Raw genomic sequence first — 14,268 nt, forward strand, 5'->3', positions numbered from 1 at the left:
GTATTAAGGGCACATTTTATACAGGCGTTTTGAAGCGATGATATGGATGAAGGGCCGTTTTCAGCGAGCTGTTGCTGACTTTTCTGCAGCGCCTGTTTACCTGCATTTTGTATCAATTCAACAACCAGTTTTGTCAATCCACGGCAGTATGGCTTTACAGGTTATTAATTGGTTTGCAATTTTGAAACACAATAAAAATATAACCATGAAAAAAATATTATTTACCTGTGTGCCGGCCGACGGACATTTTAATCCGCTTACCGGTTTGGCAAAACATTTACAACAGCAAGGATATGATGTAAGGTGGTATGCTGCTTCAAAATACCAGCCCAAACTACAACAATTGCAAATGCCATTTTACCAATTTGGTAAGGCACTGGATATTACCACAGATGATTTAGCGGAGGCTTTTCCGGGGAGAGAAAAAATAAAAAGCACTATTAAGAAACTCAATTTTGACCTGGAACATTTTTTTATCAAAAGAGGGCCTTTGTATTTTGAGGAAATGAGCATCATTCATAAAACATTTCCTTTCGATCTGCTGATCTGCGATGTAGCTTTTACAGGAAGTATTTTTATAAAAGAATTACTCAAAGTACCTGTAATATCAATTGGGGTGCTGCCTTTAATTGAAAGTTCAAAAGACCTTGCACCCAACGGGCTTGGTATGGTGCCTGCTAAATCTTTGCCAGGCAAAATAAAACAATCCGTATTGAGATGGCTGGTTAAAAATATATTTATTAAAAAACCCAACAGGCAATTGCACCGCATTTTAGATGACTATAATATTGAACACAATAATATTTTTCTTTTTGACCTGTTAAGCCACAAAGCAGATCTTATATTACAAAGCGGCACACCTGGTTTTGAATACTATAGAAGTGATCTTAGTAAAAATATCCGTTTTATAGGCCCGCTGTTACCTTACAGCAATAAACAGAATGATGATTTCTGGTACGATAAAAGATTGGCGCAGTACAAAAAAATTGTACTGGTAACACAGGGAACTGTAGAAAAAGACGCCACTAAAATAATTGTACCTGCACTGGAAGCATTTAAAAATACAGATACATTGGTAATATGTACTACGGGTGGATCGCAGACCAAAGAATTGAGAAGCCAGTATAATTATCCCAACATAATTATCGAAGACTTTATTCCGTTTGCAGATGTAATGCCTTACGCCAGTGTATATATTACAAACGGTGGTTATGGGGGCGTAATGTTAAGTATTGAAAATAAATTGCCCATGGTGGTTGCAGGCGTGCACGAAGGCAAAAATGAAATTTGTGCAAGAGTAGGGTATTTTAAATATGGGATTAATTTAAAGACAGAAACCCCAACACCTGTACAAATAATAAAAGCTGTAGAGCAGGTTATTACCAATACGATATATAAAACTAATGTTGAAAAGCTGAGTAAAGAATTTGAACAATATAAAGCCAATGAACTTTGTACAAAATATGTGGCACAACTAATGCAACATAATATTATCAGCAGGGAAAAAGCGAATCAGCTGGCACAAAAAATATATTCGTAAGGCGTGAATAGTGCGACGTGAAAGTGCACATTTTAAATCCTATCGTTTCCATTCACGTTTCACCACTCACGTCTCACGCTTCACCACACATAAACTGCAATTGATACATCATACCCTGGTATGCGCCGCCGTATTACACCAACTTTGCAGCATTAATTCAAAACAAAAATTAAATTGTAGACATGAAAAAATTATTTCTTTTAGCAATTACTGCCGGGGCATTATTTACCTCCTGCAAAAAAAATGATGAAAAAGCCGCCGGCATTTATAAAGGCCCGGAAACTGCTGTGTACCATGGTAAAGCATGGACATGGATTCAACTAAACAATGATGGCAATCCGGAACGTATGGCTCTGAGTATTGATGATGCCGCATTAAACAGTGTAGCGGTTGGTACCGGTACTACCGGTGGTGAACACCATCACGATAATAATGTGGTATTGAAATTTCATCCCAAAGCGGCAGCTACTATTTTTAATTACGTGGGGCTCGACTGGAATCCTGATGGACATCCTCCTGTGGGTATTTATGATAAACCACATTTTGATTTTCATTTTTATATGGCAAGCCCTGAAGAAACTGCCACCTATCTTGACCCGGTTAAGCTCGATGCAAGCCTTCCTGCAGACTATCTTCCTGCAAATTACATAGGCGTAGATCCTGTACCGGCAATGGGTAAACATTATGTAGATGTTACTTCACCTGAATTAAACGGGCAATTATTTACACAAACATTTATTTATGGTTCTTACGATGCTAAACTGAAATTTTTAGAACCAATGATTACCCTGGACTTTTTAAAAGCTACTACCAGTTTTGAAAGAGCGGTTCCGCAACCGGCAAAATATCAAAAAGCAGGTTATTACCCTACCAGGATGCGTATAGAAAAATCAAATGGCGTAACGAATATTATATTGGAAGGATTTGTTTTAAGACAGGCATCATAGCTAGATTACCGTACCCGGATTTGTTAGTTTTTACAAAACGGTTTTATCAGTTACAACCTGTATGCCCCGTAAGGCATGCAGGTTTTTTGTTTTTAAAAATAACAGTGGCCCGGTTACAGCACTTCATGCACTTCTTTAATCAACTCATGCACCACGGCCTTTACTAAGCATCAAATACAAAGGAGATTTGTATAAATATTTAATCACAACTAAATTTTATTTTATGACCCGATACAACATTTTCGGACAGGTACATAAGGGCTTAAGGGCCATGCTTTATGAAACTGCATTATGCCTGCAACAAACAGATTTTAATAATACAGAAGAAGCAGAAAATTCGCTTACACTATTAGGGCAAACAATTGATTTATTTGATAAACATGCTCATACCGAAGACACGATGGTGTTTACCGCTATTGAACATACTGAGCCAGCATTGGTGAATGCATTTGAAAAGGAACATGAAGAGGATCATGCTTTAGGCCAACGCCTCAGAGGTTTATTAACTGCTTTTGGGCATACTGTTTCATCAGATGATAAAATAATTACCGGTGATGCTATTACACAATCCTTTATTGAGTTTATGATCTTCAATTTAAAGCATATGGCTAAGGAAGAAGACATCATTAATAAAGCCTTGTGGAAAAGTTATACTGATATAGAATTACATGGCATTACACAAAAAATTGTGGCAAGCATACCACCGCAACACGTGGCGCAGTTCAGCCGCTGGATGATGCGTGGGTTAAACAACAACGAAATTACCGGCTGGCTCAAAGAGGTAAAAAACAATGCACCCGATTTTGTATTTCAATCGCTGATGCAAACAGCCGAACAGGAACTGAATGCACCCCGCTGGCAGCAGGTGCAGGAAACTATTACAGAAGGCGCAATGCTGGCATAAATAAATAACAATTTCATAAATCACAAATCATAAATCAAAGATTTTTTCTATCATGCAAAAAACATCTTTACATGGCCTGGTTACGGTGCTCAGGATCTGCATCATAACTTTTATAGTCGCCATCATCAGCTTAATTCTCTTCTCATTTACTATAGATAAAATGAATGAAGAGTTTTTAAAACAACTGGGTATTTCGAAAACCGAAGCCGATAAAAAAATAACCAACAGTATACTTGGTGGCTACATGAATGCTTATGGTGTAAAAAATACAGCCAATATAGCCATTGGCAACCGCTCGGCAATTGCAAAAGACCTGTTGGCTTATACCAAGAAATATGTAAATACCGAAGCTTTTAAAAAGGAATATGCAGCTTTAAAAGCCAATTATAAACCTAAAGAAAATAAAGTACAAACACCCGAAGAAATGCGGAAGGAGACGATTGATATGTACAAAAAAAGTATTGCAGAAACTGAAGCCAGTTTAAAAAAAGCCGATGCCAGTATAAAATCCATTTTTGAAAATGTATTGGCTGAAAGCAGAAAGCAATTAAAAGAAGCAGAAGATCCCAACAATAAAACAATTGCCAATTATACAAAGAACTATCCGCAGCTTGTAAAATCTAACCAGCAATCTAATGAACAAAGTTTGCAGCAATGGGAAGCAACATACCCAACTAATCATTTACTTTTTGTAAAGCAGCGGTTGAATAAATTTTTAGAAGAAACAAAAGATATTGATTTTGGTGCTGAACTGGCTTTGAAGAATAACAGGAAGGTATTTGTAAACCCTGCTTACGAAAAAAATAAAGGCTACTATTGGAAAATGGCTTTTCGTGCAGGTAAAGAAGTAGTGGAACCGGCAAGGGCATTTGTAACAGAATGGTTAAAGGAAATTAACTAAACAGAACAATTTTACAGGTTGGGATTTTTGGAGGTGAAATGTAACCGGTTCAATTATTTGAACCGGTTTTTTGTGTGGTATTAAACTATTAAAAACATAACATTTCATTCGTGTAAAATTACACTTGGCGCATGCTTGCATTTTAATAGCGCCGTTTTCTTTTCACCTTTGCAGCATGAAAAAAATAAAAAATCATAAACTTAAAAAAATGGAAAAATTAAAATTTGCATTACAGGTATTTACAGCTATTGCAGCCTTGCCTGTACTTACGATGATGGAGTTAAATCATAACCCCAAAAGCCTTACAGCAGAACAAGAGATGAGTAAACAAAAAATTACAAAGACTGCAGAAGGGTATTACTTTAATACCAGTGTCAACAGCAATGCAGGATTTCAAAAAACTGCTGTTGTAAAAGCAGCCAATGACTGGGCTCACACGGGTAAAAAATTAAATTTCAGGCATAAAAAAAGGGCACCTATTGATGCCCGTTATTGTTGTAATCTTTTTATTATTTCAAGTGTTTTGAAATAAGCTTAGCCATATCAAACATTGATACCTGGGCTTTACCACCAAAGATTGGTTTAAGTTTAGCATCTGCATTAATATTGCGTTTGTTTTTTGAATCCTGCAGTTTATTAGCTTTGATATAAACCCAAAGTTTTTTTACCACTTCTGTACGAGGTAATCCTTTGCTTCCTACAATAGCTGCTAAGTCAGCACTTGGTGTAAGTGGTTTCATAAATGCTGCAGATGGTTTACGTGCAGATTTCTTTTTAGCAACTTTTTTTGGTGCTGCTTTTTTTGGTGCTGCTTTCTTTGGTGCTGCTTTTTTCGGTGCTGCCTTTTTAGCTGCTGCTTTTTTTGGTGCGGCTTTCTTTACTGTTTTTTTTGTTGCCATTTTTTAATTTTTAGAATGTTAATGAGTATGTAGTAATTATTTACTGTATCAAATATAGCTTATTTCCAATGGTAGAACAATCACATTTAGTTAAAAATATTTCCCCATTTTTCACATTGTTAATAACAGGGGGATTTGGGCATTTTTCATTGGTATTTTTAAAGATCAGTAAGGCTTAAAATTGCACCGTTTTTTAAACCCTTTTGCTATCTTTCCGGTACATAAAAATTGGCTATGGTAATAGTGCAGCAATTAATTCGGCAATACAATTTACAGGCTCATCCCGAAGGCGGCTGGTATAAAGAAACTTATAAAAGCAAAGAACTGATTCCGTCAAATGCACTGCCACAAGGCTTTTCAGGCGACAGGGCGTTTTCAACTGCTATTTATTTTTTATTAGAGGCGGGCAATTTTTCAGCTTTTCACAGGATAAAAAGCGATGAGTGCTGGCACTTTTATAGCGGCGATCCGCTCCTGGTGTTTATCATTCAGCAGGATGGCAAACTTGATATTATTAAGCTGGGGAGCGATTTTACCAATGGGGAATTGTTTCAGTTTGTGGTTCCAGCCAATTGCTGGTTTGCCAGCCTTCCGGCACCCGAAAGCCGGTTTTCCTTTGTAGGTTGTACCGTAGCACCCGGGTTTGACTTTGCAGATTTTGAGTTGGCAGATGCAAATGCACTGGTAAAAATGTATCCTGCACAGGCAGGGATTATACAGGAATTGTGCAGGTAAGTATTGGTATATTGAAAATATTTTTTCGATTAATACCGAAAATTATTTCGGTATAGAGGTTGTTTATTGAAACAATGCCAGTTGCATCGGCTTTAAAAAAGCTACTTTATCTTCTTCCTTTCCTGTTGCTGTAATCGTATAAATATCGGTGGCTTCGTAACGTGATGCAACAATAATTGTTACACCATTGGCATGTTTTGTAAATAATTGTTCAGCTAATGCAGGAGTATTATTTTCTTTAGATAAATGTGTCAATATAAGATGCGTCATAAAAGGAGGCCGGTGTGTGGTAAATAGTTCCAGCGCTTCTTTATTACTTAAATGGCCTTCACCACCGCGGATACGGTTTTTTAACTGCAGCGGATACTTTCCGTTTTCTAATAACTCCTCATCATAGTTGGTTTCTAAAAAAACTGCATGGCATTGTTTAAAATAATGAACCACCTGTTTACAAACTTTACCAATATCAGTAAACACACCAACCGTTACATTATTGTGGCTTATAATAAAACTATGTGGATCTGCAGCATCATGAGATTTTGTAAAAGCGGTAATGAATAAATTACCCACCTGTACCGGTTCATCAGCTTTAAAAGCTTTAGCCAGGTGGCCGATCAATCTTGGGCCATGCTTTGCCGTTATGCTGGTAATGAAAACGGGTATTTTATATTTATTAGCTAATACAGAAACGCCTTTAATATGATCACCATGTTCGTGCGATATAAAAATGGCTTTTACCTTTTTCATATCCAGCTCCAATTGCTTCATGCGTTTTTCAGTTTCCCTGCACGAAATGCCCACATCTACCAGTACCGCTTCGTTGCTGTTGCCAACATAATAGCAGTTGCCGTTGCTGCCAGAATTTAATGATGTAATGAATAATGCCATTGATTTGCAAAGAAAATCATTTTAACTATATGATAATGAGGTATTTTATGAAAATAGTGAATGTACCAGGTGTATTTACGCAGTGTATTTTCAGCAGAATAGTTCTCCACAAATCTTGTAATTGTAAAATATGAGTTGTACTTTTACGCCAGCTTATTACCCCTGACCGACCCATTTATCCTTCCTGATTAAACCGTATCCAATCTCCCAAGTCAAAGCCGAAATTCGTTTCCAATCCTCTGAATAGCTATAGTTATTTAGGACTTAATAATTATTGAACAATTATTTCCCTGAGTACATTTTAGATCCATTTACTTATTGTATCGTCCTTTTAAAACCGGGTGTTTGGTTTTTGCGTATGCATTTATACGTGACGCCACCACCAAAGACAGCACAATAAATACGTCACCTAAAATATACTAATTATGGAAACTTTTTACACTGCTTACACCAAATTGCTGGATTACAAAACTTATTATTTTGTAAAAAAATTCACTGCTTTTCCTGAATTTAAAGATGTATCACCGATTTTAGAATCTTACGGTATGCATACTAATTTTGACAAAGCCTGTGCTATTGCAGGATTAACCGACCCGTTAATAAAAGAACAATTATTACAACAGGCCGAAGAAAATATGCCACGTGCAAAAGTGGTGGAACTGGGAAACAACAGTTTTTCCAGCAAGAGTATCGCCGGATAATTTTAGTTTAATGTTAATACAACCTAAGCCTTTTTGGTAAACAACCAGGAAGGCTTTTTATTTGCATGAATACAAGTAAGTTTTATTACTTTTAAAATTATGGAAAGAAAAAAGCCGGATGTAGATGTTATTTTAGATGTGTTGAAGGAAACGCTTGCAGCCAATCCTACATCTACTTTTACAGCCAGCTTATTGCAGCAATACCAGGAAAGAGGAGGATTGAGTAAAAAACAGCTGGAAGGGCTTTATCATAAAGCATCAAAAGTGAATACCATTACAGAAGGCAAACTAGCTACCTTGCAGGCCATTATTTTAAAAAAGCCAACAAGATACAAATCGCCATTGCCGCAGCCCACACCGGCTTTTATAAAAGATGAAGCCACAGGGAAACTGATAACTGCCATTCTTGAAAAATATCCGCAACATAAAAGGGTATTATTCTTTAAAGCTAATTACGATAGTAACAAACCATTTGCTGTAACAGAAACCGAAGAGCTGAAAAGGTTTCACAAATTATTGATCGAAAAATAAAATGGGTTATTGTGGTTTATCAGCATTATTGTTGATACTCATCAAATAATCAAACAGGTTTGTTTCTGAAGCAATACCTAATTTTTTACGCAACCGGTACCTGCTGATCTCCACACCACGTACAGATATATTCATCAGCTGTGCAATTTCTTTGGTAGATAAATTCATTCTTAAATAAGCACAAAGTTTTAATTCATTGCCGGTAATGGTAGCATGTTTTTCTTTAAGGCTGGCTACAAAATCACTGTGTACCTTATCAAAGTGTTTGGTAAAATTTTCCCACTCTTTATCAATATTATCATCCTCGCCCAGGGTTTTTATCAGTTTCTTAATTTCTCCATTAGCAACCGGGTTATCAATCACCTTCATAATATGAGTAAGGCCTTCCCTGATCTTTGTAAGTAATTCTCCTTTTTTAACCAGGTGCATGGCTGAAGAAGCCAGTTCAGAATTTTTAAAATTGATATCGGCTTCCAGGTTTTCATTTCGCAGGGCAACAATTTCACTTTCGGTCTTGCTCAACTCCAGGTCGTGAATATAGCGTAACTGCTTTTGCTCTTCTTCATATTTTGCCTGTTGCAGGTTAAATTTTTTCTGTTGCCATTTATACAATGCCAGTAAGGCCGCCAAAAAAAGCAGCAGGTAAATAATTTTAGCCCAGATGGTTTGGTACCAGGGCGGCAATATTTTAAAGGTATAAAAAGCCGCTTCAGATTCATTGCCCAGGTTGCTTCTTACCTTTACTTCAAAAGTATAACTGCCAGCAGGTAAATTGGTGTATTCTTTTTCTGTCCGCTGCGTCCAGTCGCTCCAGTTATTATCAAAACCTTTTATCCTGTAACTGTATTCTAAATTTGACTGGTAACCGAAAAGCGAAGGAGAAAATTCAAAACGAATCGTTTTCCAGCCATCTTTTACCTGTGGAATAGCAGCTGCATCCTGTATTTGTTTTTCGTTAACCTCTTTAAAATAACCACCAAACAAAAGACTGTCTGTTTTATTGATAATTCTTACGGCTCTTATCTGTACCTGCAGGTCGGGCAGGTTTTTCTTATACTTTTCGTAGTTGATATGAAAAAATCCTTTCTCTCCGCCCAGGAAAATATTATTAGCATCAACAGGATAAATAAATTCAAAACCACTGAGCATTTTGTTGCTTAACTCGGGAAGATAAATAATTGCAGGTTCCTTTGCAGAAAAATCAATAACACCCAGTGTTTTTTCATGGATAAACCAAACATTGCCTTCCTTATCTTCTTTAAGGTAACGTATACTTTGATTACCCAGTAATTTGTTATAAAACGGGGAAGGCTCAAAAATATCTTTATCACGGTTATATATAAAAACACCTTTTTCTGCAGCCACCACCACTTCATTTTTAATTTTATAAATATGGTTGTTTAATGTAGAAGGCAGGCCTTGTTTGTCGGTGTACAAAACAGTTTTATAAGAGCCATCAGTATTTTTAATGATCCTGTATACACCATGGTATGGATGCGATACCCAGGTGTTGTCATATTTATCCAGCGCAACAAATCTCGATGATTCATCAAAGCCTGTTACCTTGCCGGATTGTGTAAACTGCCCGTTATTAAAATCAAAAAAGAACAAACCTTTATAATTGCCTGCAATTATTTGGGCTGAAGGAAATGTATTGGACATCGGCACAAAGTTCCAATAACCGGGATTAGTGGAAATTACCTGTGCCGTATTATTGTTTATTACAAAAGCCCCTTCGTGATTGCCTAATAATAACTGGTTATTAATTTCAGCTAAGCCCCAGGTTTGTGCCTTGGCATTAACAACCGGTATAAAATTCCCCTTACTGAAGCTGAGGTCTTTCATAGGTTGCAGGGGCACACTATATAAACCATTACTGGTGCCTGCGTACAAAGTATTATCATGAATAAGTGTGGTGTAACCAGACCCGTTTTGTAATACCGGATTAATTTGTTTGATGGCACTGTTGTAAGCAATAAAATCGATGCCATTATCCAGTCCCAGCCACAAATTACTTTGCCGGTCTAAAAAAATACTCAGCACATTATTATTCTGCAAACCTTCTTTGCCTGAAAAATGCTGAATGATATTTCCTTTCAGATCAATAATGTATACACCACTGTTGCTGGTAGCTAATGCCATCCATTCATTATTTACAGCAGTTGCTGCATATATCCTTTCGGTTGCAAAAAACTGGTTATTGACAGAAGGCAGCTGTGTTAATGTAGTACTGGTTAAAATAAAGACACCATCTTTTAAAGTAGTTACCAGGGCACTGTCTTTATTAAGCGGTAAAATATTGGTAACAGGATCTGAAATAGGAAAAGCAGCTTTTACAGGCAATGGAGACCAGGCTTCATTTTCAAATATCATTAAACCGGTTTTGTGGTCGTGTGCATACAGGTGGCCATTGCAGGTTCCTAAAAAAGACCATTCCAGCGGAGCATAATAAGTGGCCACTGCCTCGTTGGCAAATTTGAAAATTTTATTGCTGGAGCGAAAAAACACATTCTTATTAAAAGCAATGATGTCCCACACATCGCCAAAAATTTTGTCTTTAGCCGGTATAAACTGCGTAAGAGAACTGTAATGCAGCCGCCCGTTATTGCCCGGGGTAAAATAACCCAGTTCATCCTGTCCACCCACATAAATTTTATTATCAGGGCCAATCTCCAGCGATCGTACAATTGTTTTATTGGGCAATGGATATAAGTTCCAGCTTCTGCCATCGTAGGTTAATAAGCCCTCATTATTGGCTACATATATAATACCATTTTTATCCTGTTTGATATCCCAGTTTTGTAGCCCGGCGCTATACAGTTGTTTAGAATAATTAATAACATCGGGTAAGCCAATGGTATTTTGACTATGTACAGCAAGCGGTAGTAGAACAAGGAGTAGCAGTTTTTTCATATCTGCATCGTTAATTGAATAGTGAAGGTATATAAAATTGATTGATGTAGTATTGATGTAGTGTAAATACACTTAAAATCAAGCATTTATGTTTTGTGATGTAGTAATGATGTGGCTGTTTATTTTTTATTTGTAGGGGTGAGGAATATTTTTACAGACAATTATTTCATTACTTAAAACGATTGCTTATGAAATTAAAACTCACCATGCTGTGCATTGGCATTATCACCTGTTGTATTTTTCAGCAGGCCTTTGCACAAAACATTTCCGTCTCCGGAAAAGTAAAAAACAAAACAACAGGAGAGCCCCTGGCAAGTGCCACCATCCTGGTGCAGGGCAGCACCACTTCCACCGTTACAGATGCCGCAGGCAGTTTTTCCATTTCAGTTGTAAAAGGAGCCACATTGGTTATTTCTTACGCAGGAATGGATGTGGTACGGTACAAAGTAAATGGCGCAGGCCCCATCGACATACAGATGGAGGAAGCCAACAAAACCATGAATGAAGTAGTAGTGGTGGGTTATGGTACTCAAAAAGTGACCAAAGTATCCGGTGCTATTTCTACTGTAAAAGCAGCAGATATAGAAAAATTGAGGCCGGTAAGGGCGGAAGAAGCTTTGCAGGGCAGGGCTTCAGGTGTTACAGTGATTTCGGCCGGTACACCAGGTGCAAAACCAACCGTATTAATAAGAGGTATTCCTTCTTTTTCCGGTACCGATCCGGTGGTTATTATTGACGGTGTACCACAAACATTAACTGATTTTAATTCTATTAATGCCAGCGATATTGAATCTATCAACGTATTAAAAGATGCGGCAACTACAGCCATTTATGGTGTAAAAGGTGGCAACGGCGTTATTGTGGTTACCACTAAGACCGGAAGAAAAAATCAAAAAACAGAAATTACTGCAAGTAGTAATTATGGTATGCAGGAAGTGGCTAAAAAGATCGGTGTTTTAAATGCAACAGAATATGCAGCTATAATAAATGAAGGTAGTGTTACTGCAGGCGGCCCATTAATTTTTCAAAACCTGTCCACAGTTGGTGTAGGTACCAACTGGCAGGATGAAATTTTTAAAACTGCAGCCATGCAATCGCACAATATAGCAGCACGTGGCGGCAGCGAAAAAATGTCTTACTTCCTTTCTGCCGGTTATTTAAACCAGGGCGGTATTGTTGGAGGAAACGATAAGTCTTTATACAGCAGGGGCAACTTTACTGCTAATCTTAGTTTTGATCTTACTTCAAAATTAAAATTCCTTGTAAATACCACCGGCGTTATACTCGATGGTAAAGGCATACAGGAAAATTCGTTTAACAGTGTACTGGGTAGTGCGCTCAATTTTGATCCTACTGTACCGGTATATAATAATGTACCCAACACAGTGGGTAAATACGGCTTCAGTAACTTATTGTTATCAGAAATTTATAATCCGCTTACAAAGCTGGACAATACCTATAACAAAAACGCCGGTAATAAATTATATGGCAAGTTTGAATTGCAATATGATATAATTAAGGGCTTAAAACTGTCTACCCGTTTTGGTTATACTAAATACGATGGTAATTCTAAAAGCTTTAACCCATTGGTATTCTACGGTAACAGTAATGTAGATAATTCGATGAACGCAGATGGTTCAACAGTTACAGGCAAACACAACAGTGTATCGCATGATAAAGTAAGTAACTTTAATTATACCTGGGAAAGTTTTGCCAACTATAATTTTAAAGTAAAAAGAGATCATAATTTTGAAACCGTTCTTGGTTTTTCTTTAGGTAAAATTTCGGGTAATGCAGCCGGTGCAAGCAGGCAGGATGTACCTTTTAACTCCTGGGAGTTTGCAGATTTTACTGCAGCAACCGGAAGTAATACTGCAACCAATACCAATGCACTCAGCGGTTATTATTACCAGTATTTCAGAAGAAACCTTTCTTATTTTGGAAGGATCAACTACGATTACCAGGATAAGTATTTAGCATCTTTCACTGCACGCCGTGATGGTTCTTATGCTTTTGGTATCGATAATAAATACGCTAACTTCTTTTCCGGTTCATTGGGCTGGGTGGTTACCAAAGAAGATTTCTTTCATTCTGATTTTATCGACTACCTGAAAATAAGAGGTAGCTACGGATCAATTGGTAATGAAAATGTAGATCCGCAATTTGTAAGTATCGTAACGGGTGGATCAAGCTATGGCCCTACTGCCAATAGCAATGGCTATACTTTTAATAATGTTTTTTATCCTGGTGCTACTGTTGGTTCTGCAGCCAATGACGCTTTAAGATGGGAAAAACAATTGCAATACAATGCCGGTTTTGATGTGACTTTCTATAAAAAGAAATTCTCTTTATCAGCAGATTATTTCCAGAAAAAAGTGGATGGCTTGTTATTTACACCTTCTGCCTCTTTATACCTGGGTACAGTGCCTATCCCTACTGCTAATATCGGTGCTACCAAAAGCAGTGGTATAGATCTTACACTGGCTTATAACGAAATTATTCACCGTAATATCAGGTTAAATACCTCTTTAACTTTTACTACAGCTAAAAATGAAGTTACAGCTACCAATGATGATGGTACAGCTAAAATAAGAGGCGGTGGTTATTTCAATGGCCAGTCACAAAATGTAACGGTATTTGAAAAAGGACAAACACCGGGTTATTTCTACGGTTACAGAACCAATGGCTTGTTTCAAACCACAGCAGATTTAACTAAAGGTGCTTCGCAACCGGGTGCACAACCAGGCGATATCCGTTTTGTTGATATGAATGGTGATGGTATAATTAACGCTGACGATCAGACGAAAATTGGTGATCCATTTCCAACTTTCACCATGGGCTGGAATTTAAACCTGGAGTATAAGAATTTTGATTTTACCGCATTTACTTATGCTTCTGTAGGAAATGATATATACAGGGCCTACGAAAGAAATGCCAACTACTCTAATAAATACAGGGCAGTATTAGCAAGGTGGACAGGCGCAGGTACTACCAATGATGCAACAAACCCACGCTATTCATTTACGGATGCTAATAGTAATATCCGTGTTTCTGACCGCTATGTGGAAGATGGTTCTTTTGTAAAAATTAAAAACATACAATTGGGTTACACTTTCCCATCATCAGTAACCAAAAAAATACTGAGCAGGTTACGTATATACGCACAGGTAAAAAATGCTTACACATTTACCAAGTACTCAGGATTTGATCCGGAGATACCTGGTGGCATTTTAGATACCGGTGTTGACCGTGGTGCTTATCCACAGGCAAGGACTTACGCTTTAGGTATTGATATTAAACTATAAATTT

The 14,268-nt window shown here is 37.3% G+C and carries 12 protein-coding genes; 9 read left to right on the top strand and 3 right to left on the bottom strand.

Translation table 11 applies throughout. From position 1 onward, the window contains the following. Window positions 1-205 precede the first annotated feature (205 nt). The 5 genes from ACQ334_RS21340 (at window position 206) to ACQ334_RS21360 (ending at window position 4,824) form a co-directional block, all read left to right on the top strand. A complete protein-coding gene (locus ACQ334_RS21340) occupies window positions 206-1,540 on the top strand; it encodes a glycosyltransferase (RefSeq protein ID WP_430990302.1) in 1,335 nt (444 codons plus the stop codon). Between the two features lie 182 nt (window positions 1,541-1,722). Continuing rightward, the gene (locus tag ACQ334_RS21345; RefSeq protein WP_430990303.1) at window positions 1,723-2,487 is read left to right on the top strand and encodes a hypothetical protein; all 765 of its coding nucleotides are present in this window, start codon (window positions 1,723-1,725) and stop codon (window positions 2,485-2,487) included. 223 nt (window positions 2,488-2,710) lie between these two features. Then, entirely contained in the window at window positions 2,711-3,391 is a 681-nt protein-coding gene (locus tag ACQ334_RS21350) for a hemerythrin domain-containing protein (protein WP_430990304.1), read from the top strand. A gap of 52 nt (window positions 3,392-3,443) precedes the next feature. Continuing rightward, the gene (locus ACQ334_RS21355; RefSeq protein WP_430990305.1) at window positions 3,444-4,292 is read left to right on the top strand and encodes a hypothetical protein; all 849 of its coding nucleotides are present in this window, start codon (window positions 3,444-3,446) and stop codon (window positions 4,290-4,292) included. Window positions 4,293-4,500: 208 nt separating this feature from the next. After that, window positions 4,501-4,824 (top strand): hypothetical protein, encoded by a 324-nt coding sequence (locus ACQ334_RS21360; RefSeq protein ID WP_430990306.1) that lies wholly within the window; start codon window positions 4,501-4,503, stop codon window positions 4,822-4,824. Here ACQ334_RS21360 and ACQ334_RS21365 read toward each other — a convergent pair. Continuing rightward, a complete protein-coding gene (locus ACQ334_RS21365) occupies window positions 4,802-5,191 on the bottom strand; it encodes an SWIB/MDM2 domain-containing protein (protein ID WP_430990307.1) in 390 nt (129 codons plus the stop codon). The genes ACQ334_RS21360 and ACQ334_RS21365 overlap by 23 nt on opposite strands. A 243-nt stretch (window positions 5,192-5,434) precedes the next feature. On the opposite strand from ACQ334_RS21365, the gene ACQ334_RS21370 reads away from it, so the two are divergent. Then, window positions 5,435-5,926: a cupin domain-containing protein gene (locus ACQ334_RS21370; RefSeq protein ID WP_430990308.1), complete on the top strand. Its 492-nt coding sequence runs from the start codon at window positions 5,435-5,437 to the stop codon at window positions 5,924-5,926. A gap of 63 nt (window positions 5,927-5,989) precedes the next feature. Here ACQ334_RS21370 and ACQ334_RS21375 read toward each other — a convergent pair whose 3' ends face one another. Beyond that, on the bottom strand, window positions 5,990-6,814 hold the full coding sequence (locus ACQ334_RS21375) for an MBL fold metallo-hydrolase (RefSeq protein ID WP_430990309.1): 825 nt from the start codon (window positions 6,812-6,814) through the stop codon (window positions 5,990-5,992). Between the two features lie 425 nt (window positions 6,815-7,239). Between ACQ334_RS21375 and ACQ334_RS21380 the strand changes: the two genes are divergently transcribed. Further along, window positions 7,240-7,515, top strand: a complete 276-nt coding sequence (locus ACQ334_RS21380; RefSeq protein ID WP_430990310.1) for a hypothetical protein — start codon at window positions 7,240-7,242, stop codon at window positions 7,513-7,515. Between the two features lie 99 nt (window positions 7,516-7,614). Further along, window positions 7,615-8,046: a hypothetical protein gene (locus ACQ334_RS21385; protein ID WP_430990311.1), complete on the top strand. Its 432-nt coding sequence runs from the start codon at window positions 7,615-7,617 to the stop codon at window positions 8,044-8,046. A 6-nt stretch (window positions 8,047-8,052) separates the two neighbouring features. Here the strand turns inward: ACQ334_RS21385 and ACQ334_RS21390 are convergent, their stop codons facing one another. After that, window positions 8,053-10,959 (bottom strand): ligand-binding sensor domain-containing protein, encoded by a 2,907-nt coding sequence (locus ACQ334_RS21390; RefSeq protein ID WP_430990312.1) that lies wholly within the window; start codon window positions 10,957-10,959, stop codon window positions 8,053-8,055. A 188-nt stretch (window positions 10,960-11,147) separates the two neighbouring features. Between ACQ334_RS21390 and ACQ334_RS21395 the strand changes: the two genes are divergently transcribed. Next, entirely contained in the window at window positions 11,148-14,264 is a 3,117-nt protein-coding gene (locus tag ACQ334_RS21395; protein WP_430990313.1) for a SusC/RagA family TonB-linked outer membrane protein, read from the top strand. The last annotated feature ends 4 nt before the right edge of the window (window positions 14,265-14,268 follow it).

Source organism: Ferruginibacter sp. SUN106 (assembly GCF_050611765.1).
Lineage (GTDB): Bacteria > Bacteroidota > Bacteroidia > Chitinophagales > Chitinophagaceae > Ferruginibacter.